Here is a 23,260-nt window from a genome sequence, read left to right as displayed (position 1 = left end):
ACCTGGGCGGGCGGCGCGCTACGACGTCCGACGTGGACGCGGCATGAACGAGGGAGAACGTCTCATGGACGGATCCGTGACGCAGGAGCCCGACTTCACCGGGCTGCGCGCGATGTACATCAACTGCGACTTCACCAACCGCAACATCGCGTTCATGACCCACAACCTGCTCCACGTCGCGTCGACGGTCCGACGCGCCGGTGGCTTCCCGGCCCACGGCAACCTGCGCACGGCCTGGGACACCGGTTCTCACCCCGACAACGCCAACCCGGAGTACCGATGAGCAGCGCTGAGACGATCAACTCTGCGACGAGCTGGCCGAGCGTGCGGGTCTCGGACTGGACCCCCACCCGCGACACCCTGCACATGTGGACCCAGGTCGTGGGCAAGATCCGCATGGCCCACGCCCCGCTGCTCAACCACTGGTGGCAGGTGGCCCTGTACGTCAGCCCGCGCGGGCTGACGACGTCGGCCATCCCGTATCGCACGGGGGCCTTCGAGATCGAGTTCGACTTCGTCGGCCACCAGAACTCCACATGATCACAGTGACCGACAATCGCACCGTGAACAGCACCGGCGGTGGGGTCGGCGGTCGGGCTCGAGTCGGTCCGGCTTGACCATGCCGCGAGGGCAGGGTGTGTGCTGGGTCCATGGCCTGGAGCACGCGGGAGATCGCCGACCTCGCCGGGACCAGCCTGCGGGCGGTCCGGCACTACCACGAGGTCGGCCTGCTGGCGGAGCCGGAGCGGCAGTCGAACGGCTACAAGCAGTACGGCGTCACCCACCTCCTGCGGCTGCTGCGCATCAAGCGGCTGGTCGACCTCGGGTTCTCGCTGGCCCGGATCGCCGAGCTGGGCGAGGACGACCACCATCCCGTCGACGCGCTGCGCACCCTGGACGCGGAGCTGGGCGCCACCATCGAGCGGCTGACGCGGGCGCGCGTGGAGCTCGGCCTGATCCTGAGGCACCACGCGCCGGCTGATCTGCCCGCTGACCTCGTGACGGCGGGCGCGGCGGAGCTGTCGGAGGCCGACCGGTCGCTCATCCTCATCATGACTCGGGTCCTGGGGCCGGGGCACCTCGACGCCTACGCCGAGATGCTGCGCAACCAGCCCCCGGACCCGACCGACGGCGAGTTCGACACCCTCCCCGCCGACGCCGGCGAGGAGGCGCGCCAGGACCTCGCCGAACGCATGGCCCCGCACATCCGCCGGATCCGGGACGAGCACCCGGAGCTGGTGGACCCGGCCCCGCGCGGGGCCCGGTCGGCCACCCGGATCGCGGCGGCTGCGATGCGGGAGCTCTACAACCCCGCCCAGGTCGACGTCTTCCGCCGCGTCCAGCAACTCCTGCGAGCCGAAGCGCGACCGACGGACTCCCGGAGGGACGCCACCTGAGCCGCAGCACCACCCGTTCCTGACGTTCGTCCAACGGGTGCTGCCGCCCGTCGATGCCGTGGAGTCGTTGGCCGTGCTGGCCGATGACGGCGCTCTGACGCTCGGAGTTGCGGAACGTTCGCCAGCACTGCTCGAGCGATCGGCGTCGAGCCCTGAGCCAGCTCGAGGATCCGCCTGCCGCGAAGCGACCCACACCAGCGAGGCGTGCCGCCTCCAGCGCCGTCACCACACCCTCGCCGTCGATGGCGGCCGTGACGGGTACATCGTTCCAGGCTGACCGTCGCGGCCCGGCTTTCGCGTCGGTAGGAGCCAGCGATCTCCGGCGCAGCCGCACCGGGTCCGGTCAGGGAAGGTGGAGCTCTCTGAGCTCGCGGCGTGAGGTGATGCCGAGCTTGCGGAAGATGTTGCGCAGGTGGGCCTCGATGGTCCGGGGGCTGAGGAACAGCTGTGCGCCGACCTCGCGGGAGGTCGCTCCGGTGACCACCAGCCGTGCGACGTGCGACTCCTGGGTGGTGAGCTCGTCGGTCGGCTGGGCGGTTCGTGCGCGTGGGTGCTCGCCCGTCGCCCCGAGCTCGCGGGCGGCGCGGGCGGCGAACGCTTCCGCGCCCATGTCGGTGAGGAGCTGGTGGGCGGTACGGAGCTGGTCCCGGGCGTCTCGGCGGCGGCCCTCACGACGGAGCCACTCGCCGTAGACGAGATGGGTACGAGCGAGGTAGCCGCCCATCCGGCTGTGCCTGAGCTGCCCGATCGCCTCGCGATACCGATCCTCGGCCGCCGATCCGGTGCTCATGAGCGCCTGTGAGCGTGCCGCCATCCCGAGCGCCCACGGCGTGCCGCTGGCACGAGCCCGGGAGCAGAGCTGCTCCATCGCCTCGACCGCGCGTTCCGGCTGACCGGCACGGACTGCTGACTCGACGAGCTCGGGGTGGGCCAGGTTGCTGTGCGTCAGCTCGTCCGACTGGAACGCCCGCGTCGCGGCGGTCTGGGCCGCTGGGTACTCTCCGAAACCGTTGTGCAGCACCGCCAGGGCGTACTGCGCCAGCGAGACCTCCGTGTCGTCCCCACGTCTGGCAGCTTCTCCGACGAGGGTCGCCTGGATCTCGCCCGTCTCGTGCGAGCGGCCGCGCCAGGCGGCGAGGATGAGCTGGGCGTGGAGCAACGGCACTGCCGTCGTCGAGTCGGCGATCGAGGTCTGCACGTCGGCCAGCTCGGAGGCGCGAGCGAGCTCACCGGCGAGCACCAGCATGACGGACTGGACGAGGAGCGCAGCCGGGAGCGTCGCCAGCGCGCCGTCACGTGCCAGCCGCACGTGACGCTCCGCGAGGACGTGGGCGAGGTCGTCATCGAAGACCGCCATGGCGGCCCTGCTGACCAACCACAACCAGCGGTGGTCGTCGCCCTCGCCCGTGGACCCCGCGCTCGGCTCGTGGCGGGCGAAGGCGAGCAACGCCCGGCGCAGCTCGGGCACGCCCGCCTCGTACCCGCGCGTGAAGGTCGTCACGAGGCCATCGAGCAACAGGTCCGGCGGCTGCGGCGACCCGGGCGGTGCAGGCGCGGCCCGAGCAGCCTCGGCGACCTCCAACACGCCGCGGTCGGGGTCGCCGGTCACGAGTGCCGCGTCGAGCGCGTGCAGGTAGGTCTCACGGGCCAGGGCCGCATCGAGCGGGGTGAGGGTCTTGGCGGCGTCCAGCAGCATCCCCGGCACCTCGCTGCCTCGGCTCTGGTAGAACGCGATCTGGGCGCGGAGCAGCTCGAGGCGGGCGCGTGGCAGGGCGTCCAGTGGCCCGGAGGCCGCGACTGCCAGCAGCTCGCGGGCGGCCTCGGGCGCACCGGCCTCGTACTTGGCGTGGGCGCCCTCCAGCGCCCGCCTCGCGCGAGCGGCAGGCTCAGGAGACAGCTCGGCCGCGCGCTGCAGGAACGCGGCCGCGGCGGCCACACCCCCGCGGGCGCGTGCCCGTCCGGCCGAGCGCTCCAACCCTTCGGCGACTTCTTCGTCAGCTCCGAGCACCGCTTGCGCGCGGTGCCAGGCACGGCGATCCGGGTCGGCTCGTGGGTCGGTCGCCTCGGCGAGCGCGCCGTGGGCGCGACGACGGTCCGGCGGCGTGGCTGCCTGGTACACCGCGGACCGCACCAGCGGGTGGTGGAACCGCACCCGGACACCGATCTCCAGCAGCCCGGCGACCTCCGCGGGCGTGGCAACCTCGCGAGCGAGGCCCAGGTGCGCGATCGCGCGCCACAGCAGTGCCACGTCGCCCGTCGACTCGGACGCGGCGACCAGCAGCAGCAGCTGCGTCTCGGGCGGCAAGCTGGCTGAACGGCGTCGGAAGCTCTCCTCCACGCGGCGCGGGACGCTCAGCGCGTCGGGCAGCTCGAACCCGCCGGCCAAGTGCGCCGGCCGTATGTTGCGGGGCAGCTCCAGCAGCGCCAACGGGTTGCCGCCCGCTTCGGCGAGGATCCGCTCGCGCGCCCCCTCATGCAGCGGTGTGCGCACCGCAGCGCTGAGCAGCGCACGGGCATCGGACTCGCCGAGCCGCTCCAGACGTAGCTCCGGCAACCCGGCGAGCGGAAGGTGGTCGCCCTCGTCGGAGTCGCGCAACCCGAACACGATGGCCAACCTCTCGGCCCCCACCCGCCGCGCCACGAAGGCCAGCACCTGCGCCGATGACTCGTCCAGCCACTGCGCGTCGTCGACGAGGCACAGCAGCGGCTCCTCCTCGGCGACCTCGGCCATCAGGTTGAGGATGGCCAGCCCGACCAGGAACCGGTCCGGCGCGGCGCCACCGTGGAGTCCGAACGCCACTCCGAGAGCGGCCTGCTGCGGCTCGGGCAGCGTGCCGCTGCGATCCAGCAGGGGAGCACACAGTTGGTGCAGCCCAGCGAACGCGAACTGCGTCTCGGATTCGACGCCGACCGAGGACTCCACCCGGAAGGCTGCGGCGAGAGCCGCCTGCCGAGCGTGCTCGAGCACGGCGGTCTTCCCGATTCCGGCCTCCCCGCGCACCACGAGAGAGCCGCTGCGCCCGGACCGGGCCAGCGAGAGGAACTTCTCGATCGCTTCACGCTCTGGGCGCCGGCCCACGAGATCCGCCAGGTCGTGCTCCCGTCAATGCCGCAGGTAGCCGTCACCGTAGTCATCCCTGGCGGGGAGTGCGACAGCCCCGGGTCATCGCCAGCCACCGCCGAGGTTCTCGGTGGCGCCAGGCCGTGAAGACCTACCGACATCTGACGGGGCGGCGAACCCGCCGTCGACATCGGGGGACCGTGCCTGCTCGTCGCCGATCCCGGTCGTGCGGCCGGGCCTGGTGAAGGCCTTTGCGGCCCAGCCCCGCGCCGCGCAGGAGGCGGGAGCGGATTTCGCCCCAGGGCTGCCACGCCCCGGCGGGGCTCGGTGCGAGCCGGTGGCGGGCGCCGCCGAACAGCGAGTCGATGCGCACGGGCACGTCGGCTGCGAGCGCCACGGATTCCGCGGGCACGTCGAGGAGCAGGTGCATCGCCCAGGCCGCCGGCACCGGCCGGTCCGCGACAGCGGTGTAGCCCGCTCGGAGGGCATCGCCCTGGCCGGTGAGCTCGCGGACCATCCGGCGCCGACCGTCGGGCCCGGTGCTCACCGCGGCGTGGGACGGTATCGGTGAGGAGGACCGGCGGCGCAGCGCCGCGCAGACCGCGATCGGGCGGCTGGGCCGCCCGGACGAGGTCGCCGCGGCGATCGCCTTCCTGGTCGGTGACGACGCGTCGTTCGTCACCGGTGCCAGCCTGACCGTGGACGGCGGCTGGAGCACGGTGAAGGACTCCTCGTGAAGGGACGGCTCGGTGGGGGGACTGTGAGCGGCGGCTACGACGGGCGAGGCCTGCACGGGCAGGCGGTCGCGGTGCGGGGCGCCCGGATCGTCTCCGGGGAGCTGGCCCGGGGCGCCGTGCTCGACCTGTCCGTGCTGGGGTCGGAGCTCGACCCGAGCCTCACCGTGCTGCGCGGGGCGATCGGGGTGCTCACCGCGAAGGGCCTGCTCGAGGCCCGGCAGAGGCGCGGCACGACGGTGCTGCCGCGGGAGCGGTGGAACCTGCTCGACGCCGACGCCATCCGCTGGCGCAGCGAGGCGGGGGAGACCCGTGAGGTGCTGCGCGACCTCGCCGAGGCCGTCGGGGCGGACCCGGCCGTCGCGACCGCCGCCGACCTGCGGCTCCACCGGGGCCATCCTGCGGGCCACGCACAACGAGATGCTGGCCCGGATGGACGTGTTCATCGAGCCTGCGCTGGCGCTACGCGACGCGCTCGTGCACCGCCACCCCCACCAGGACCCGGTCCCCACCCACGCCCGTGCGGTCGACCACGACGTGCTGCTCGCGCCGCACTGCCCGCTCGGGCCGCTGGCGCTGGCGGCGAGCCTGCAGGTGGCGTTCGCGACGCCCGACTTCCTGATCCAGGAGCAGAGCATCGGCATCCACTACAACGCCGGCGCAGAGCTGCTGGACTACGTGCTGGACCGCGCGCCGTTCGCGTTCGCGGACGCCGCCGGCCACCGGTGGCGCTCGCCCGTGTGGCGGCACCCCGACGGATCGTTCGCGGAATGGTGAGGGGACACATGGACCTGCTAGGACGGCTCGCCGAGCACCCCGTGCTCGGCATCGTGCGCGGCGACGACGCCGGCGCGGCGCTGCGCACCGTGCTCGCGCTGGCCGAGGAGGGCATCGGGCTGGTGGAGGTGTCGCTGACCACGAACGGGGCGCTCGGGGTGATCGAGCGCGCGGTCGCCGAGCTCGGCGACCGGGTCGGCGCCGGCACCGTGCTCACCCGTGACGACGCGGTGCGCGCCCGCGACGCCGGGGCGGCGTTCGCGCTCACCCCGGCCCTCGGGCCCGGTGTGGACGCGGCGGTGGGGCTGGGGCTGCCGGTGGTGGCCGGGGCGTTCACCCCGACCGAGGTGCTGGCCGCGGTGCGGGCCGGCGCCGTGGCGGTGAAGGTGTTCCCGGCGAGCCTGCACGGCCCGGCGTACCTGCGGGCGCTGCGCGACCCGTTCCCGGACGTCGACCTGGTCCCGGTCGGCGGGGTGGGCGTCGAGGACGTGCGCCCGTACCTGGACGCCGGGGCGCTGGCCGTCGGCGCGGGTGGCCCGCTGGTCGGTGACGCCGCCCGCGGCGGGGACCTGGGCGCGCTGCGGGAGCGGGCCCGGGCGTTCCTGGCGGCCGCCCGGTGAACCCCGAGGTGCTGGCCCCGGTGGACGTCCTGACCTTCGGCGAGGCGATGGTGGCGGTGCGCGCCGACGGGCCGGTGCGCCTGGGTGGCGCGGCCCGCCTCTCGATCGCCGGCGCCGAGTCCAACGCGGCGATCGGGCTGGCCCGGCTCGGGCACGTGGTGCGCTTCGCCGGGCGGGTCGGAGCGGACGAGAGCGGGGCGCTGGTCGAGCGCACTCTGCGCGCCGAGGGGGTCGAACTCGCCCTGCGCGTCGACCCGGACGCGGCCACCGGGCTGGTGCTGTTCGAGCAGCGCCTGCCCGACGTGACCCGGGTCGAGTACCACCGGGCGGGCTCGGCGGGTTCCCGCCTGGAGCCCGATGACCTGGGCGACGTGCTGGCCGCTGGGGCGCGGTTGCTGCACGTGACGGGGGTGACCGCGGCGCTCGGGCCGGGCCCGCTCGACGCCGTGCGCCGCGCCGTGGCGCATCCGGGGTGGCGGGTCTGCCTGGACGTGAACTTCCGGGCCCGGTTGTGGTCGTCGGAGGCGGCCGCGGCGGCGCTGGGCGCGCTGGCCCGCGAGGCCGACGTGGTAATCGGCTCCCCGGAGGAGCTGGAGCTGGTCGGTGGGGTGGTGGCGTTGCGCGAGGCGGGCTGCGAGGTGGTGGTCAAGCTCGGGGCCGATGGCGCCCGCGCGCTGAGCGCCGACGGCGAGCACACCGCTGCTGGGCACCGGGTGGGTGTCGTCGACTCGGTGGGCGCGGGCGACGCCTTCACCGCCGGGTACCTCTCCGCCCTGCTCGACGGGCTGGACGTGCCGGGTCGGCTGGCCCGGGGCAACGCGGCCGGCGCCTTCGCGGTGGCCACCCGGGGTGACTGGGAGGGCCTGCCCACCCGCGCCGAACTGGACCTGCTCGGCCTTCCGGCGGGAGTCGCGCTGCGATGACCGCGCTGACCAGCGGCCGAGTGGGTCCGTGCCAGGCCGGTCGCACGGGAGCACGGGCCCGATGTCGGATGGTCGTCGGCCGGGGTCGCGGCCGTCGAGACGGGCCGGACCATCGCGTCGACCTTGCCGGGTTCAGCTCTCCAGCGGGGTGGGCCCGCCGCGGATCTCCTCGGGTGTCGCGCGCCGGGTGACGGGGCCGTCGGTGATGACGATGGGCACGCCGGTCGTCCGGACGAAACGCTCGTGCACCTCGTCGGCGTCGGTCAGCCGGGCCTCGGGCAGCTCGTGGAGCAGGTCCAGAACGGCGCGGGCAGCCGGATCGTCGATGGTCGTCGAGTCCCACAGCACCTCACCGTCGGTGGTGGTGATGGTGGTGGACATGAACGCGCAGCAGGCGTTCTCCCGGGCGGCCAGATCCCGGGCCAACGCCTCGATCCCGTCGTCGGCCCGCAGCCGCCACCGCATCCCGGTGGAGGTGCGTTCCCGGGAGATGAACGCGGTGGCGAAGAGGCGGGCGTACTCCTGCAGCCGCTGCTCGCCGGTGTCGGGTGCGTCGGTCATGTCGCACACCACGGCCGGCAGCGGCGGCTGTGCCGGCGAGTCGGTCGCCCGGTCGTCGGTGCGGGTCATCGGTTGGCTCCTCGGCGTCGGGCTTCCTTGTCGATCCTGGCCACCGTAAAGTCCGGACCATGGTCCAGAGTCAAGAGTCGCTGCTGAAGATCGGTGCCGTCGCGCGGCGGGCCGGGGTCAGCGTCGACACCGTGCGCTACTACGAGCGCCGCAGGCTCCTCCCTCCCGCGCAGCGATTGCCGTCGGGCTACCGGCTCTACTCCCAGGCCGCGGTCGACACGATCACGCTGGCCCGACGCCTGCAGGGTCTGGGGATGACCTTGGACGAGGTCGCGGACGCGCTGAGGGCTCACGACGGCGGTGGGGCGACCTGCGAGACGGAGCGGTGGCGGCTCGACGCGGTGCTGGACCGGACCCGGGCGCGACTGGCCGAGCTCACCGCGTTGCAGGGCAGCATCGAGACCGCGCTCGCCCGATGTGAAGCCGGCTGCTGCGAGCTGAGCGGCACGGCCGCCGGCGGCACGAACCGAGCGACGTCCTGATCCGTGCCGGCAGCCCACGCACGCGAGGACGGCCAGCACCGCGGCGAGCCTGCTGCGCGCCCGCATCGTGTTCGACCCCCGCATCGGTCTCGCCGGGGGTGCTGGTGGGGAAGGCGGAGGGCACGAGCAGGTCGTCGCGCGGGTCGAGGCTCACGGGGACTCTCCGGAGGCGGGGAAGGGGCGGACCTCGGCCGGCTCGACGAACGGGAGCGGGCAGTCCGGGCACGTGCAGTTGGTGAGGCTGTCGCAGCGGGCCCGCACGACCTGCAGCAGCCCGTCGCGGATGCGGGCCAGGTCGGCCATGCGGTCCTCGACCTCGGCCAACTTCGCCCGGGCGCGCTGCTGCAGGTCCGGGGTCGGGTGCCGGCGGCGGCCGGCGTCGAGCAGTTCGGTGACCTCGTCGAGGGTGAAGCCCAGCCGCTGCGCGGACTTGACCACCCGCAGCAGCGCGACCGCGTCGTCGTCGTACTCGCGGTACCCGCCCAGGGTGCGACGGGGCTCGGGCAGCAGGCCGCGGCGTTCGTAGTAGCGCAGCGTCTGCACGTTCACCCCCGCCGCCGCGGCCAACTGCCCCGACCTCATCGCCGTCCCCCCATCACCGGCTCCTTCACACCCGCGCCGCGTAGGCGGCCTCAGCCTGCGCGGTCAGCCCGTCGAGCACCACGACCCGGCTCGCCGGCACCCGCACATCGACCACCACCTCATCGGCCTGGCGCTGCACGGCGAAGTCGAAGAACGAGCAGCACCCGGCCTCCCGCGCAGTCAGCGCACGGGCCTGCTCCTCGATCCCCTCGCCGTCGTCGAGGCGCAGCCGCAACCAGCCCGGCTCCTCCCGGCGCAGCCCCCGCAGCGACGCGAACAGGCCCTCGAACTCCGCCAGCCGGGTCGGGCGGTCCGCGGTCGGCAACGTGCACGCGTCCGCCGGCACCCACGCCAGTTCCGACCGCCCGCCCTCGATGCGGTTCGCGGCCGCCTCGAACAGGCCCCGCAGCATCGGCTCCGGCTGCGCACCCACCATCGACGCCACCTGCTGCCCACGGTCGAGGACGAACAGCGTCGGCGTCGACGACACCCCGAACCGCTCCACCAGCCCCGGGCTCTCATCGGCGTTGACCTCGACGAACTTCACCGTGGCCGCGAACTCCTCGGCCAGCTTGTCGAGGACGGGCGCGACCCGGCGGCAATCGCCGCACCAGCTCGCGAAGAACTCCAGCACGACCGGGACCGGCGACGCCCCGACCTTCTGGTCGACCGTCTCCTCGGTGACCTCCACCGCCATGTCGCTACCTCCGCAGCACCGTCTCCAGCTGACGGCACAACGCTAAGCCTGTACCGAGGTACCACCTTCAACATGACGTCGGTCACGTGGAGTGCGCACCCGGAGGACTGTGTGGTGGGGCTAGAGCCGACGCTGGTCGGCCGGGCTGTCGGCGGTGATGCATCTGCGCGAGGGGCGAGACCTCCCTCGACCTAGGAGCAGCCTGTCTCCGCAGGTCGGTGAGGGATTCGCGGGAGGTGGATGCAGGACCTCGGCTTCTCGACCAGGCGGCCGGCGACGATGTGCCGTCGGGACGAACAACGGGTAGGCACGTGTATGGCAGAGGCTGCGGTCTTGGACGTGGACTACGCTCGACTGTTCGCCCAGGCTCCCTCGGCCTATGCAGTCGTCGACGCCGACCTGGTGATCGTGGAGGTGAACCGGGCGTACTGCGCGGCGTCTTCGCGTTCGCGGGAGCAGTTGCTGGGGACGAGGTTGGTGAGTTCGTTCCCGGACAACCCGGCAGCTCCGCAGGGGTCGGGGAGCCAGGCGGTGGCGGCGTCGTTGCGGCGCGTCCTGGCCGGCGGGCGGGCGGAGCGCATGGTTCCGCAGCGGTACGACGTGCTGGACCCGGCCACCGGTCGGTACGTGGAGCGCCACTGGAGCATCGTCAACGTCCCCGTGGTGGACGAGGACGGCCGGGTGGTGCTGGTGCTGCATCGTCCGGAGGAGATCACCGAGTTCGTCGTGAGCGAGGGCGAGCGCGGCCAAGGCACTCGTGCCGTCGTCGATGGTGCCGTCGTCGGTGGTGATGCCTTGGTGCGAGCGCAGGAGCTGCAGGCGGCGTGGCAGGCCGAGGCGGCCGCTCGGGTCCGGCTCACGGCGGTGTCGGACGTCGCGCTGCGGCTGTCGCGAGCGCAATCCGTGCAGGACCTCACCGGGATCGTGGTCGGGCAGGGTTTGGCTGCGCTCGGTGCCGATGGTGGTGCAGTGGGGGTGCGCAACGGCGACCGGCTCGACCTGGCGATCACCTCCTCCCTGGGCGAGCACACGCAGACCGAGTACGCGCAGCTGCCGCTGGACGGCCCGCTGCCGGCGTGCGTCGCCGCCGCTTCCGGTCGACCGGTCGTCCTGCCTGACGAGCAGGCCTCGTTGGCGTGGGCGCCCCAGATGCGCCAGGTGCTCGGTGACACCGGGTGCCAGGCGTGGGTGTCGTTGCCGCTGCGCACCGATGGGCCGATCCTGGGCTCGTTGACCATCGGGTGGGCGCAGTCGCACGAGTTCGGCTCTGCGGAGATGGACGTGTTGGGTGCCCTGGCGGCCCAGTGCGGCTACGGCCTGGAGCGGATCCAGGCCCGGCAGGCCGAACAGGTCGCCGCCCAGCAGACCCGCCGCATGTCGGAGGTGCTGCAGCGCAGCATGTTGACCGCTCCGTTCCAGCCCGACCACCTCGAACTGGCGGTGCGCTACGTGCCCGCTGCCGCCGACGCGCAGGTCGGCGGGGACTGGTACGACGCGTTCATGGTCCCCAGTGGCGCGTTGTGCCTGGCCGTGGGCGACGTCGCCGGTCATGATCGGGACGCGGCCGCGGCGATGGGGCAGTTGCGCAACCTGCTGCGCGGGATCGCCTGCGTGATCGACGAGCCGCCCTCGGCGATCTTGGGGGCGCTGGATGCGGCCATGGGCCAGCTCGCCGTGTCCGAGCTGGCCACCGCGGTGTTCGGCAAGATCGAGCAGACACCGCGGCACGCACCGGGGTGGCGGACCTTCCGCTGGAGCAGCGCTGGTCACCCACCGCCGGTGCTCGTCGGGCCGGACGGCGCCGTGCGGCTCCTGGACGCGCGGCCGGACCGCCTGCTCGGCGCCCGGTTCGACCAGCCGCGCCACGACCACGAACAGCTCCTGGAGCCGGGTTCGACGCTGCTGCTCTACACCGACGGCCTGGTCGAACGCCGCGGTGCCGACCTCGACACCGGGTTCGACTGGCTCGTCGCGGAGGTGACCCGTCGCGCCCGGGCCGGTCTCGACGAGCTGTGCGACGGATTGCTGGACGCCATCGGCGGCAGCGTCGACGACGACGTCGCGCTACTGGCGGTCCGCGCCCATCCTGAGGACTGAAGGACCCCATCCCATCGAGCTGAAGCGTGATCTTCGCCCGGAACGTGGTGAGCCCAGGCGGAGCGCGACGACACCGCTCCAGGACGGCGCGGGGGGAGTTTCAGTTGATCGTAGGGGCCGTCGACTGGCCGCCCGTGGGGCGCACGGGCACCTCGAGTGCCGCGGCGCGGGCCCCGTCCCCGTCGACCAGGTGCTCCTCCAGCGTCGGCCCGGCGACCGCCAGTCCCTGCCGGTCCACCCAGTCGAACAGCTCCCGCCCGGCTCGGACCACGCCGGTCCCGGCCGGCACGATCGTCCGCGCCACGTCGCGGACCGGCAGGGTGAGCGGCTCGCCGCCGACACCGGCCCACGCCGCAGTGAACCCGCCCTCCGGTGGGCCGTCCAGCCAGGTCAGCAGGAGTGTCTCCGGCCCGCCGCACATCCCGGCCAGCTCCGCCGGGTGTTCCACCCGCACGCGGTGCATCCGCAGCCGGCGGGCGCCGACCGTGGGCTGCTGAGGCAAGATCGTCCTCGCCGCGGCCAGGTGCTCCGCGGCGCGCGCGGCGGTCGCGGTCAACGCGGCGATGTCGTCGTGCAGGACGGCCACGGTCTCCTGCAGGGCTTGGCGCACCTGCGCGTCGGGTGCGTCGAGTACCTCGACGATGCGGTGCAGGGGTAGCCCGAGGCGCTGCAGCCCGCGGATCCGCTCCAGTCGGGCCAGTTCGGCCACCCCGTACCAGCGGTAGCCGGTGGCGTGGCCGACGGCTGCGGGGGCGAGCAGCCCGATCCGGTCGTAGTGGCGCAGGGTGCGGGCCGAGACCCCGGCCATGCGCGCGACCTGCCCGATCCGCCACATCGTGGGCTTGACCTTCTCTCTGCGGCAGAGTTCTAGCGTCCCCGATCATGACATCGACCGACCGGCGCGTCGCCGGCGTCCTGCTGCTGACCTCGCCGGCCCTCATGCTCGTCAGCGTTGCCATCGTGGTGCCCGCCGGGCTCACCCTCAACCCGGCCGACCCGACGGCGGCCCTGACCGCGGTCCGTGCCCAGGTTGGCCTGCACCTGGCCGAACTGGCCTTCGACGTACTGGGCTGGATCGGACTGACCGCCGCCGGGATGACCTTGGCCGCGGGCGTGCCGCGCGCCGCGCTGCCCGGCGGCCTGCTGGCCGCAGCTGGGCTGGCCGGCGTGCTGCACGACGCAGGCAACCTCGCGGTGACCCAGCTCGCCGCGGAGACCGACCCGGCGGCCGTGGCCGCGGCCCGCGCCCTGCTGCTCGCCGCGAAGTGGGAGGTGAACCTGGCCGGGCTGCTCTGGGCCGCAGCGCTGGCCGCGGCCGCGGTCCGGCTCGCCCTGCCCCGGTCGATGCGGCTGTGCGGCGCTGTCGCGGCGGGATGCGGGCTGGCCGCCGTCGCGCTGCCGTGGACGACCGGGACCGCCGGCCCGTCCCCTGCGGTCGAGCAGCTCGGCTACGTCCTGCAGCTACCGGTGCTGGTCTGGTTCGCGGTGCTGGGGTGGCGGCAACTGCGTCGGGTGGACGCGCTACCGGGCGCCGGAGCCATGGCAGCCCGTTGACCTGGAGGTCAAGGGAAGGCCGGATCGGAGCCTCCGGTGGTTCCGCGAATTTCCGACCGAGCCGAGCAGGGAAGCCCGGGCCGGCGCCGATGGCCGGCCCGATCTGCGCAGCGGTCTGCTCGACCGGCACGGCCTACCGGCTCTGGTCCCCTGCAGCCGGGCTCGTCGTGCCGGCGAGCACGGTGTCGACGCAGCCCGCCACGAAGTCGTCGTCCACCGCGAGACCCGGACCGGACACGGCGAACCAGATCGGGCCCACGATTCGGGTGACGACGACGTCGGGATCCGCGTCGGCCGGCAGTTCGCCGCGCTGCACCGCCCGCTCGATCAGCGGGCGCACGGCGGCGAGCCGGTCGGCCCAGTAGCGCCGGCCGATCTCGGCCAGCTCCCGGTGGTGGCGGCCGGCCGACAGCGCCGACATCAGTGCGCGGCTGGTGGGGGCCAGGATCGCGTCGCGGACCTGGCGGGCGAACACCACCAGGTCCTCCCGGCTGCTGCCGGTGTCGGGCACCGTGACCTGCCGGCCCGTGTTCGCCGTCAGCGCGTCGGCGACCAGCGCCTCCCGGGTCCCCCACCGGCGGTAGATCGTCGTCTTGTTGACCTCCGCGCGGGCCGCGACGGCCTCGATGCTGAGCCCGTCGAGGCCGTGCTCGGTCAGCGCGTGGACGGTCGCGGCGTGGACGGCGCGGGTGATGCGGGCGCTGCGGCCGCCGGGGCGGTGCGGGGGCGGGATCGGCATGGTGCGTCCAGCTTAAAGCAACGGTCAGTTGCCTTGCAACGCGACGTTGCATTAGAGTGCTCCCGGTCGAGGGGGAGAACATGAAGGTCGTGATCGTCGGTGCCGGACCGGCCGGGGCGACCCTGGCCCTGCTGCTGGCCCGCCGCGGCGCCGAGGTGCGCCTGGTGGACCGCGAGACCGCGCTCGGCGATGTGTTCCGCGGCGAGGGGCTGATGCCGCTCGGCATCGAGGCGCTGCAGCAGATGGGCCTGGGCCGGCTGCTGGCCGAGGTGCCCGGCCGGGTCGTGCGGAGCTGGCGGATCAGCATCGACGGCGAGGAGGTGTTCGCGGTCCCCGAGCCGGTCGCCGAGCTCGGGGACCGCGCCTTCCGCATCGCCTCGCCCGTCGCCCTGCTGGAGCGGGTCGTCGAGCAGGTGCGCGCCCACCCGGGCGCCCAGGTCCACCTGGGCGCGCGCTTCGCCGACGTCGTGCGGGACGAGACCGGCCGGGTCGTCGGGGTGCGGGCGGTGACGGCAGCGGGGGAGGAGGTCGTCTGGTCCGCCGACCTCGTGGTCGGATGCGACGGACGGGGCTCCTCGGTGCGCACCCGCTCCGGGCTCGACCTCACCCGGGCCGCGGAGGGCTACGACGTGCTGTGGTTCAAGGCGCCGGCGCCGCAGGCCCTGCGCGAGCACTGCGACTTCCACATCCTGGTGCGCCGGGGCTGTCACCCCCTGGTCGCCTACACCTCCTGGGACGACCGGCTGCAGTGCGGGCTGATCATGCCCAAGGGCGGGCTGGGCGAGTTCCGCGACGGCGACTGGCTGCCGACCGCGCTGCGCTCGGCCCCGCCCTGGCTGGTCGACCACGTGCTGGCCCACCGCGCCGAGGTCTCCCGGCCGCTGCGGCTGAACGTGCTGGTCGGGCTGGCCCCGCTGTGGTGGGCGCCCGGCGTGCTGCTGCTCGGCGACGCCGCCCACCCGATGTCGCCGGTCCGCGCCCAGGGCATCAACCTCGCCCTGCGCGACGTGGTGGTGGCCGCCAACCACCTCGTCCCGCTGGCCGCCGGCGGAGCCGGGGTCGACCGCGGTGCGCTGGACGCGGCGTGCCGCGCCGTGCAGGCCGAGCGGGAGCCGGAGGTGCGCCGCGCGCAGGCACTGCAGCGGCAGGAGGCCAGGGGACAGGGCGATGCCCGCGCCGGCACCTGGCGCTACGGGCTGGCCAGGCGCGGTGCCCGGGTCCTCGGCCGGTACGCCTGGGCGCAGCGGGCGTGGCTGCGCCGTCAGCACGACCTGCGGTTCGGCTCCACCCCGGTCACCCTGCAGCAGCCCGCCGCCGACCCGCCGCCGCAGCCGCCGGCGGGCTGAGCGCTGCCGCGTACCCGGCAGCGTCAGTCGCCGCGGACGTCGCGTCGGTGGTGGTCGCCCAGTCCGACGCCCCGACTGTTCTCCGTCTCGGGTGTCGGTGCTGCGGTGCCCAGTGGGTCCGGCGCAGTTCAGGTCCGAGCCGAAGGCGGTGTCGGACGCTCTCCGTGGTGGTCGTGCCGGTCGAGGCGGCCGGTGCGGATGTAGTCGTAGATCCGCTCGCTCACCCCACGATCGTGGTCGGCTGCGGGGTGTCGCAGACACGTGGTGGAGCCGTTGCCGGGATGTGTGAGACCGGAGTGCTTCGTCATGGTGGTGCTTCCCTAGGTGCGCATGGCGTCAGTATCACTCGATCCGACGTCTGCCGAGGATGCTGCGCGGGAGGCACGCTGCACGTGCAGATGAATGTGCATCTGCACACGATCTTGCTGACCGGGTGGGGAAGAGGCCACCGCTCGCTCAGCCTGACGTGCCCCAGCGCCGCCGGTGGTGCGGCCCTCGTCATCGACAGCCCGGACGGCGGCCACGGACGGTCCTGGACGTGCTCGGACGCGGCCCCCGTGGTCCACCGCGCCTCACCTCGTCCGGTCCCAGCCGGGCCGCGTCGGTCGGGCGGCGCCGGGGCGGCGGCTGCGGTAGACGATGTAGGGCCGGAACAGGTAGTGGACGGGCGCGGTGAACGCGTGCACGAGCCGGGTGAACGGCCAGATCGTGAACAGCACCATCCCGATCAGCGTGTGCAGCTGGAACGCGAGACCGGACCCGCTCATCGCGGCGACGTCGGGCTGCAGCACGAACAGCGACCGGAACCACGGGGAGACGGTGAGCCGGTAGTTGTGCTCCTCGCCGCCCGCGGCCCCGAGCAGCGTGGTGGCCAGCCCGGCGACGATCGCGGCGACCAGCACGACGTACATCAGCTTGTCGTTGCGGGTGGTGGCCCGGAAGACCGGGCCGGTGGTGCGCCGCCGGTAGACGAGGATCCCGACCCCGACCAGGGTGCAGAACCCGGCGATGGCGCCGAGCAGCAGCGCCTGCACGTGGTAGGCCTCCTGGCTGAGCCCGGCGGCGTCGGTCCAGCTCTTCGGGATGACCAGCCCGATCACGTGTCCGACGATCACGACCAGGAGCCCGAAGTGGAACAGCGGGCTGCCGATGCGCAGCAGACGTGATTCGTACAGCTCCGAGGAGCGGGTGGTCCAGCCGAACTTGTCGTAGCGGTAGCGCCAGATCGTGCCGCCGACCAGCACCACGACCATCAGGTAGGGCAGCACGCCCCAGAGCAGCACGTCGATCCCGTTCACGAGGTCCCTCCCGGTCGCACGCCGAACGGCGCGAGGTCGAGCCCGACCTGCTCGCGCGGTGGCCCGTTGCGGGCCAGCGCCTTGGCCGTCGCGACGTCGGCGGGGGAGGGCCCGGGCAGCAGCGCGCAGACCGCCTCGACCGGCCCGGCGTAGGGCGTGCCGGCGCCGAGCAGGGCCAGGCGCAGCAGCTCGAGGCCCGCCCGGTGCTCCTGCAGCAGCTGCAGGCCGGCGGCCAGGTCGGCGACGGCGGCGAACTCCAGGACCGCCGGCAGGAAGTCGGGCAGCTCGGTGGTGTCGAGTTCGACGCCGGCCGCGCGGTAGCGCCCCTTGAGCGCGGCCAGCGAGCCCCCGCGCCGCCGGGTCTCGCCGTCGGTCCACCAGGTGAGGTAGAGGCAGCACCGCTTCCGCAGGTCGAACACCTCGACGTAGTGCCGGGTCATCCGGGTCGGCGGGGTGGCCGCCGCGGCGTCGAGGAACGCGGTCAGCCGCTCGCGCGGTCGGCCGCCCGGCAGCTCGTCGACGGCCCGGCGGACCAGCGGGAGGCTCGCCAGCACGGTGTCGTCGGGGTACTGCAGGCACACCGACGCCGCCTGGAGCACCACGGCCTGGTCGGACGCGCGGATGGTCACCGGTCCACCCCGGGATCGGACGAGGACGGTGTCGCCGCGCTGCGGCCGGTGATGTCGCCGGGGCCCGGCGGTGCCTCGTCGGGCGGGGACTCGTGGGGTGGCGGGAACAGCCCGGCCGGGCGGCCCTTGCCGTCCCAGTTGAGCAGGTTGATCCGGGCCCCGCGGTCCTCCGGGTCGGTGACCCGGTCGCCGGTCTGGCGGTGCCGCAGGGCGTGGAAGGTCTCCACCGACACCGGCATCGGCGACCCGGAGCCCTCGCCGAACGGGCCGCTGCCGACCATGCCGGGCCCGCCGTCGACGTCGAGGCTGCAGGCGAGCTCCTCGAGCTGGTGGGCCTCGCCCTCGTAGGCGGTGGGGATGACGTAGCGCTCCTCGTACTTGGCGATGGCGAGCAGCCGGTACATCTCGACGATCTCCCGGCCGGTCATCCCGACCGCGCCCGCCACCGACTCGTCACGGGGTCGGTCCAGGGTCACATCGCGCATGTAGGCGCGCATGGCCGCCAGCTTCTGCAGCACACCGCGCACCGGTTCGGGGTCGCCCGCGGTGAACAGCTCGGCCAGGTAGGAGATCGGGATGCGCAGGGCGTCGATGGCGCCGAACAGGTTGCCGGCGTCCTCACCGTCGTGGCCGGTCTCGGTGAGCCGGTCGACCACCGGCGAGAGCGGCGGGATGTACCAGACCATCGGCATGGTCCGGAACTCCGGGTGCAGCGGCAGCGCCACCCGGTACTGCTTGGCCAGCTTGTAGACCGGCGAGCGCCGGGCGGCGGCGAGCCAGTCCTCGGCGATGCCGTCCGCGCGGGCCTGGGCGATCACCGCGGGATCGTGCGGGTCGAGCAGCAGGTCCAGCTGGGATTCGTAGAGGTCGCGCTCGTCGGCCACCGACGCCGCCGCGGTGACCCGATCGGCGTCGTAGAGGAACAGCCCGATGTAGCGCAGCCGCCCGACGCAGGTCTCGCTGCACACCGTGGGCAGGCCGACCTCGACGCGCGGGTAGCAGAACGTGCACTTCTCGGCCTTGCCGGTGCGGTGGTTGAAGTACACCTTCTTGTACGGGCAGCCGGTGACGCACATCCGCCAGCCCCGGCACTGGTCCTGGTCGACCAGCACGATCCCGTCCTCGACCCGCTTGTACATCGCCCCGGACGGGCAGGACGCGACGCACGACGGGTTCAGGCAGTGCTCGCAGATCCGCGGCAGGAAGAACATGAACGCCTGCTCGTAGTCCAGCTTGACCGCATCCTCGGACTCGCGGCGCAGCCGCTCCACGATGGGATCACGCGGAGCGTGCTCCGGCGCGCCGCCGAGGTCGTCGTCCCAGTTCGCGCTCCACTCGATCGCCATCGGCTCGCCGGAGATCAACGACTTCGGCTGGGCGACCGGGAAGTCGTCGCCGAGGGGGGCGTCGGTGAGCATCTCGTAGTCGTAGGTCCACGGCTCGTAGTAGTCGCGGATGTTCGGCAGCACCGGGTTGGCGAAGATCGTCATCAGCTTGCGCCACCGGCCACCGGCCTTCAGCGTGAGCCGTCCGCGGCGGTTGCGCACCCAGCCGCCCTTCCACTGCTCCTGGTCCTGGTAGCGGCGCGGGTAGCCCTGCCCGGGGCGGGTCTCCACGTTGTTGAACCACACGTACTCGACGCCGCTGCGGTTGGTCCAGGCCTGCTTGCAGGTGACCGAGCAGGTGTGGCAGCCGATGCACTTGTCGAGGTTCATGACCATGCCCATCTGGGCCATCACGCGCATCAGTACTCCACCTCCTGCGAGTTCCGCCGCCGGACGACGGTCACCTCGTCACGCTGGTTGCCGGTCGGGCCGAGGTAGTTGAACGCGAACGACAGCTGGGCGTAGCCGCCGATCAGGTGGGTGGGTTTGACCAGGATCCGGGTCAGCGAGTTGTGGATGCCGCCGCGCCGGCCGGTCGCCTCCGACTTCGGCACGTTCACCACCCGCTCCTGGGCGTGGTAGACGAACACCGTGCCGGGCGGCATCCGGTGGGTGACGATGGCCCGGGCCACCAGCACGCCGTTGCGGTTCACCGCCTCCACCCAGTCGTTGTCCCGCACCGCGATCGCGGCCGCGTCGGCCTCGCTCATCCACACCGTGGGGCCGCCCCGCGACAGCGACAGCATCAGCAGGTTGTCCTGGTACTCCGAGTGGATGGACCACTTGGAGTGCGGGGTCAGGTAGCGCACGGTCACCGACGCCCCGTCCGCGCCCCGGTCACCGGGGGTGCCGGCGCCGAAGAGCTTGTGCATGTCCAGCGGCGCGCGGTAGATCGGCAGGGCCTCGCCCATCTCGTGCGTCCAGTCGTGGTCGAGCAGGAAGTGCATCCGGCCGGTGAGGGTGTGCCACGGCTTGAGCCGCTCGACGTTGACCGTGAACGGGGCGTAGCGCCGCCCGCCGGTCTCGCTGCCCGACCACTCCGGGCTGGTGATCACCGGGACCGGGCGGGCCTGGGTGTCGGCGAAGGTGATCCGGCGTTCCTCGCTGCCCTCGGCCAGGTCGACCAGCGGGGTCCCGGTGCGGCGCTCGAGCTCCCGGAGGCCCTGCACGGCGAGCCGGCCGTTGGTCGTCGCGGACAGCGCGAGGATGGCCTCGGCCATCTTGGCGTCGGTGTCGACGGCCGGGCGGCCGTCGCCGGCGCCCCCGAGCATCACCCCGTTCTTCGCCGACAGGTGGGCGATCTCCTCGTCGGGGTGGTAGGTGACCGCCTTCGTCGTCATCCCGAGCCGGTCGACCAGCGGCCCGATGCTGGCCATCTTCTCCGCGACGGCCGGGTAGTCGCGCTCGACGGCCACGAAGTTCGGCATCGTGCGCCCCGGCACCGCCTCGACCTCACCGGCGCGCCAGTCCAGCACCCGGCCGCCGGGCTGCGCGGTCTCGCCGGGGGTGTCGTGCTGCAGCGGCACGGCGACGACGTCCCGGCGGACCCCGAGGTGCGTGCGGGCCAGCTCGCTGAACCGGCGGCCGATGGCCTGGAAGGCGTCGAAGTCGGTGCGCGACTCGAACGGCGGGTCGATCGCCGGGGTGAAGGCGTGCACGTACGGGTGCATGTCGGTGGTGTTCAGGTCGTGCTTCTCGTACCAGGTCGCGGCCGGCAGCACGACGTCGGACAGCAGCGTGGAGCTGGTCATCCGGAAGTCCAGCGACAGCAGCAGGTCGAGCTTGCCCTCGGGTGGGTCGCCGTCGCGCCAGGTGACGTCGCGGGGCCTGCGGTCGGGTGGGGTCTGGTCGGCGGTCAGGTCGTTGTGCGTGCCGAGCAGGTGCTTGAGGAAGTACTCGTCGCCCTTGGCCGAGGAACCGAGCAGGTTGGCCCGCCACAGGGTGAGGCAGCGCGGCCAGTTCTGCGGCGCGTCCGGGTCCTCGATCGCGAACCGGAGCGTCCCGTCCCGGAGCCGCCCGGCGACGTGCTCCGCGACGTCCTGGCCCGCCGCCGCGGCCTCGTCGGCGACGTCGAGGGGGTTGCGGTCGAACTGCGGGTAGGACGGCATCCAGCCCAGCCGCGCCGACAGCGCGATCGTGTCCATGGTGTGCATGCCGGCGAGGTGCCCGCGGGCCAGCGGGGAGGTGAGGGCGTCGGCCCGGTAGCCGTCGTAGCGCCACTGGTCGGTGTGGGTGTACCAGAACGCGGTGCCGATCATCTGCCGCGGCGGGCGCTGCCAGTCGGTGGCCATCGCCATCGTCGCCCAGCCGGTGACCGGGCGGCACTTCTCCTGGCCCACGTAGTGCGCCCAGCCGCCGCCGTTGCGGCCCATCGACCCGGTGAGCAGCAGCAGCGCGAGCACCGCGCGGTAGGTGGCGTCGCCGTGGAACCACTGGCAGATCCCGGCCCCCATGATGATCATGGTGCGGCCGCCGGACTCCTCGGAGTTGGCGGCCATCTCCCGGGCGATCCGGACGACCTGGTCGGCGGGCACCGAGGTGATCCCCTCCTGCCAGGCCGGGGTGTAGGGCTCCGCGGGGTCGTCGTAGCCCGACGGCCAGACGCCGGGCAGCCCGTCGCGGTGCACCCCGTACTGGGCGAGCATCAGGTCGAACACCGTCGTGACCAGCCGCCCGCCGACCCGGCGCACCGGCACCCCGCGGCGCAGCACGCCGCCGGAGCCGTCCAGGGCGTCGAAGCGGGGCAGCAGCACCTCGGCGGTCTCGCCGCCGAGCAGCGTCAGCTGCGGGGCCACCTCCCCCAGGTCCAGGTTCCACCGGCCGGCGCCCGACCCGGTGTAGCGGAACCCGAGCGAGCCGTTGGGCACCACCGGCTCCCCGGTGCGCCCGTCGAGCAGCACGGTCTTCCAGGCCACGCCCTCGCCCTCCTCGCCGAGGTCGGCCGCGGTGAGGAACTTGCCGGGCACGTGCGCCCCGTCCTGCTCCTCCAGCGTGACCAGGAACGGCAGGTCGGTGAAGCGCTGCACGTAGTCGACGAAGAACGGCACCCGCCGGTCGACGAAGAACTCCTTGAGCATGACGTGGCCCATGGCCATCGCCATCGCCCCGTCGGTGCCGGGCTGGGCGGGCAGCCAGGTGTCGGCGAACTTGGTGTTGTCGGCGTAGTCCGGCGACACCACGACGACCTTCTGGCCCTTGTAGCGCGCCTCGGCCATCCAGTGCGCGTCCGGGGTGCGGGTCACCGGGACGTTCGAGCCCCACATCAGCAGGTAGGTGGCGTTCCACCAGTCGCCGGACTCGGGCACGTCGGTCTGGTCGCCGAACACCTGCGGGGAGGCCACCGGCAGGTCGGCGTACCAGTCGTAGAACGAGGTCATGGCCCCGCCGACGAGCTCGATGAACCGCGACCCGGCCGCGTGGCTGACCATCGACATCGCCGGGATCGGGGAGAACCCGGCGACCCGGTCCGGTCCGTAGGTCTTGATCGTGTGCACGTGCGCGGCGGCGACGATCTCCACCGCCTCGTCCCAGCCCACCCGCACGTGCCCGCCCTTGCCGCGGGCGGACTGGTAGCGGCGGCGCCTGTCCGGGTCGGTGGTGACCTCCGCCCAGGCCTCGACCGGGTCGCCGAGGCGGGCCTTCGCCTCCCGGTACATCTCCACCAGCACCCCGCGGGCGTAGGGATAGCGCACCCGGGTGGGTGAGTAGGTGTACCAGGAGAACGCGGCACCGCGCGGGCAGCCGCGCGGCTCGTACTCCGGGGAGTCCGGTCCGACCGAGGGGTAGTCGGTCTGCTGGGCCTCCCAGGTGATGATCCCGTCCTTGACGTAGACCTTCCACGAGCACGACCCGGTGCAGTTCACCCCGTGCGTGGAGCGCACCACCTTGTCGTGGCTCCACCGGTCCCGGTAGAAGGCGTCCCCGTCGCGGCCGCCCTCCCGGTACACCGCTCGCAGGTCCGGCGAGGTGTCGCGGCGGGTGAAGAACCGCCCGGTCCGCAGCAGCGCATCCGCCGCCGGCCCGTCCGTTCCGCTTCGGGTCATCGGAGCCATGCCTTCCCCTCGACTGGCCGCCACGATGTCAGCGGGTGCGGCGCCGGACAATCGATGCGCACCCGACGACGACCAAAGTCCGGGTGATGGGGGTCTTTCGTCCCGCCGGTCCGCCGCGTCCCATCAGGGACAGTCGTATCGGCAGGGGGCGGTTCTCATGGCACCCGATCTCGCGTTCTCGACGAACTGGAAGGAGCACGGCGTGAGCGGAACACCTTCCCGGCCCGACCGCATCGCCACGACGGCCGGCGCCGGCG

20 protein-coding genes and 2 pseudogenes are annotated in these 23,260 nt (G+C 73.3%); 12 read left to right on the top strand and 10 right to left on the bottom strand.

The features are described from left to right. The first annotated feature begins 64 nt into the window (after positions 1 to 64). The 3 genes from KDL28_RS33625 to KDL28_RS33615 all read left to right on the top strand — a co-directional run bounded on the left by KDL28_RS33625 (position 65) and on the right by KDL28_RS33615 (position 1,397). Positions 65 to 283: a hypothetical protein gene (locus KDL28_RS33625; protein ID WP_252445126.1), complete on the top strand. Its 219-nt coding sequence runs from the start codon at positions 65 to 67 to the stop codon at positions 281 to 283. After that, positions 280 to 540: a DUF5996 family protein gene (locus KDL28_RS33620; RefSeq protein WP_252445124.1), complete on the top strand. Its 261-nt coding sequence runs from the start codon at positions 280 to 282 to the stop codon at positions 538 to 540. Before KDL28_RS33625 ends, KDL28_RS33620 begins: the two co-directional genes overlap by 4 nt. A gap of 110 nt (positions 541 to 650) precedes the next feature. Continuing rightward, complete coding sequence (locus tag KDL28_RS33615; protein WP_252445122.1) at positions 651 to 1,397, top strand: MerR family transcriptional regulator; 747 nt, start codon at positions 651 to 653, stop codon at positions 1,395 to 1,397. A 343-nt stretch (positions 1,398 to 1,740) separates the two neighbouring features. Here KDL28_RS33615 and KDL28_RS33610 read toward each other — a convergent pair whose 3' ends face one another. Beyond that, the gene (locus KDL28_RS33610) at positions 1,741 to 4,476 is read right to left on the bottom strand and encodes an ATP-binding protein (protein WP_252445120.1); all 2,736 of its coding nucleotides are present in this window, start codon (positions 4,474 to 4,476) and stop codon (positions 1,741 to 1,743) included. Between the two features lie 482 nt (positions 4,477 to 4,958). Between KDL28_RS33610 and KDL28_RS41815 the strand changes: the two genes are divergently transcribed. From KDL28_RS41815 to KDL28_RS33585, 5 genes and pseudogenes are all read left to right on the top strand, one after another. After that, entirely contained in the window at positions 4,959 to 5,195 is a 237-nt protein-coding gene (locus KDL28_RS41815) for an SDR family oxidoreductase (RefSeq protein WP_252445118.1), read from the top strand. Further along, positions 5,192 to 5,374 (top strand): annotated as a pseudogene (locus KDL28_RS41810) (hypothetical protein); the annotation flags it as partial. The gene KDL28_RS41815 and the pseudogene KDL28_RS41810, both read left to right, overlap by 4 nt. 328 nt (positions 5,375 to 5,702) lie before the next feature. Next, positions 5,703 to 5,969: pseudogene (locus KDL28_RS33595) on the top strand (enolase C-terminal domain-like protein); the annotation flags it as partial. Between the two features lie 8 nt (positions 5,970 to 5,977). Then, the gene (locus KDL28_RS33590; protein WP_252445139.1) at positions 5,978 to 6,589 is read left to right on the top strand and encodes a bifunctional 4-hydroxy-2-oxoglutarate aldolase/2-dehydro-3-deoxy-phosphogluconate aldolase; all 612 of its coding nucleotides are present in this window, start codon (positions 5,978 to 5,980) and stop codon (positions 6,587 to 6,589) included. A 20-nt stretch (positions 6,590 to 6,609) separates the two neighbouring features. Beyond that, positions 6,610 to 7,512, top strand: coding sequence for a sugar kinase (locus KDL28_RS33585; RefSeq protein ID WP_252445116.1), 903 nt, complete (start codon positions 6,610 to 6,612; stop codon positions 7,510 to 7,512). Positions 7,513 to 7,644: 132 nt separating this feature from the next. On the opposite strand, the gene KDL28_RS33580 is transcribed toward KDL28_RS33585, so the two are convergent. Next, positions 7,645 to 8,142, bottom strand: coding sequence for a hypothetical protein (locus KDL28_RS33580; RefSeq protein WP_252445114.1), 498 nt, complete (start codon positions 8,140 to 8,142; stop codon positions 7,645 to 7,647). A gap of 59 nt (positions 8,143 to 8,201) precedes the next feature. Here KDL28_RS33580 and KDL28_RS33575 point away from each other — a divergent pair, with 59 nt between their 5' ends. Beyond that, the gene (locus KDL28_RS33575) at positions 8,202 to 8,624 is read left to right on the top strand and encodes a MerR family transcriptional regulator (RefSeq protein WP_252445112.1); all 423 of its coding nucleotides are present in this window, start codon (positions 8,202 to 8,204) and stop codon (positions 8,622 to 8,624) included. A gap of 150 nt (positions 8,625 to 8,774) precedes the next feature. On the opposite strand, the gene KDL28_RS33570 is transcribed toward KDL28_RS33575, so the two are convergent. Then, positions 8,775 to 9,206 (bottom strand): MerR family transcriptional regulator, encoded by a 432-nt coding sequence (locus KDL28_RS33570; RefSeq protein WP_252445111.1) that lies wholly within the window; start codon positions 9,204 to 9,206, stop codon positions 8,775 to 8,777. 25 nt (positions 9,207 to 9,231) lie between these two features. Then, positions 9,232 to 9,903: a thioredoxin family protein gene (locus KDL28_RS33565; protein ID WP_252445109.1), complete on the bottom strand. Its 672-nt coding sequence runs from the start codon at positions 9,901 to 9,903 to the stop codon at positions 9,232 to 9,234. Between the two features lie 240 nt (positions 9,904 to 10,143). Between KDL28_RS33565 and KDL28_RS33560 the strand changes: the two genes are divergently transcribed. Next, a complete protein-coding gene (locus KDL28_RS33560) occupies positions 10,144 to 12,000 on the top strand; it encodes a SpoIIE family protein phosphatase (RefSeq protein ID WP_252445107.1) in 1,857 nt (618 codons plus the stop codon). A 100-nt stretch (positions 12,001 to 12,100) separates the two neighbouring features. Here KDL28_RS33560 and KDL28_RS33555 read toward each other — a convergent pair whose 3' ends face one another. Next, a complete protein-coding gene (locus KDL28_RS33555) occupies positions 12,101 to 12,835 on the bottom strand; it encodes a MerR family transcriptional regulator (protein WP_252445105.1) in 735 nt (244 codons plus the stop codon). A 47-nt stretch (positions 12,836 to 12,882) separates the two neighbouring features. Between KDL28_RS33555 and KDL28_RS33550 the strand changes: the two genes are divergently transcribed. Continuing rightward, on the top strand, positions 12,883 to 13,554 hold the full coding sequence (locus tag KDL28_RS33550) for a hypothetical protein (protein WP_252445103.1): 672 nt from the start codon (positions 12,883 to 12,885) through the stop codon (positions 13,552 to 13,554). A gap of 133 nt (positions 13,555 to 13,687) precedes the next feature. Here KDL28_RS33550 and KDL28_RS33545 read toward each other — a convergent pair whose 3' ends face one another. Further along, positions 13,688 to 14,293, bottom strand: coding sequence for a TetR/AcrR family transcriptional regulator (locus KDL28_RS33545; protein ID WP_252445101.1), 606 nt, complete (start codon positions 14,291 to 14,293; stop codon positions 13,688 to 13,690). 56 nt (positions 14,294 to 14,349) lie between these two features. On the opposite strand from KDL28_RS33545, the gene KDL28_RS33540 reads away from it, so the two are divergent. Next, positions 14,350 to 15,639, top strand: a complete 1,290-nt coding sequence (locus KDL28_RS33540) for an FAD-dependent monooxygenase (RefSeq protein ID WP_252445099.1) — start codon at positions 14,350 to 14,352, stop codon at positions 15,637 to 15,639. Between the two features lie 572 nt (positions 15,640 to 16,211). Here KDL28_RS33540 and narI read toward each other — a convergent pair. From narI to KDL28_RS33520, 4 genes are read right to left on the bottom strand one after another with little or no spacing between them, the layout of a single operon-like run. After that, entirely contained in the window at positions 16,212 to 16,937 is a 726-nt protein-coding gene (gene narI, locus KDL28_RS33535; RefSeq protein ID WP_308216096.1) for a respiratory nitrate reductase subunit gamma, read from the bottom strand. Then, a complete protein-coding gene (gene narJ / locus KDL28_RS33530; protein WP_252445097.1) occupies positions 16,934 to 17,566 on the bottom strand; it encodes a nitrate reductase molybdenum cofactor assembly chaperone in 633 nt (210 codons plus the stop codon). The genes narI and narJ overlap by 4 nt, the downstream gene beginning before the upstream one ends. Beyond that, positions 17,563 to 19,311, bottom strand: a complete 1,749-nt coding sequence (gene narH, locus KDL28_RS33525; RefSeq protein WP_252445095.1) for a nitrate reductase subunit beta — start codon at positions 19,309 to 19,311, stop codon at positions 17,563 to 17,565. The genes narJ and narH overlap by 4 nt, the downstream gene beginning before the upstream one ends. Further along, a complete protein-coding gene (locus KDL28_RS33520) occupies positions 19,311 to 23,003 on the bottom strand; it encodes a nitrate reductase subunit alpha (protein ID WP_252445093.1) in 3,693 nt (1,230 codons plus the stop codon). Before KDL28_RS33520 ends, narH begins: the two co-directional genes overlap by 1 nt. Positions 23,004 to 23,260 lie beyond the last annotated feature (257 nt).

Origin of the sequence: Pseudonocardia humida, from assembly GCF_023898865.1 — a bacterium.
In the GTDB taxonomy this organism is placed as follows: domain Bacteria; phylum Actinomycetota; class Actinomycetes; order Mycobacteriales; family Pseudonocardiaceae; genus Pseudonocardia; species Pseudonocardia humida.
Note: the sequence above shows the minus strand (reverse complement) of the source record. Positions and strands in the feature narration are given on the sequence as shown.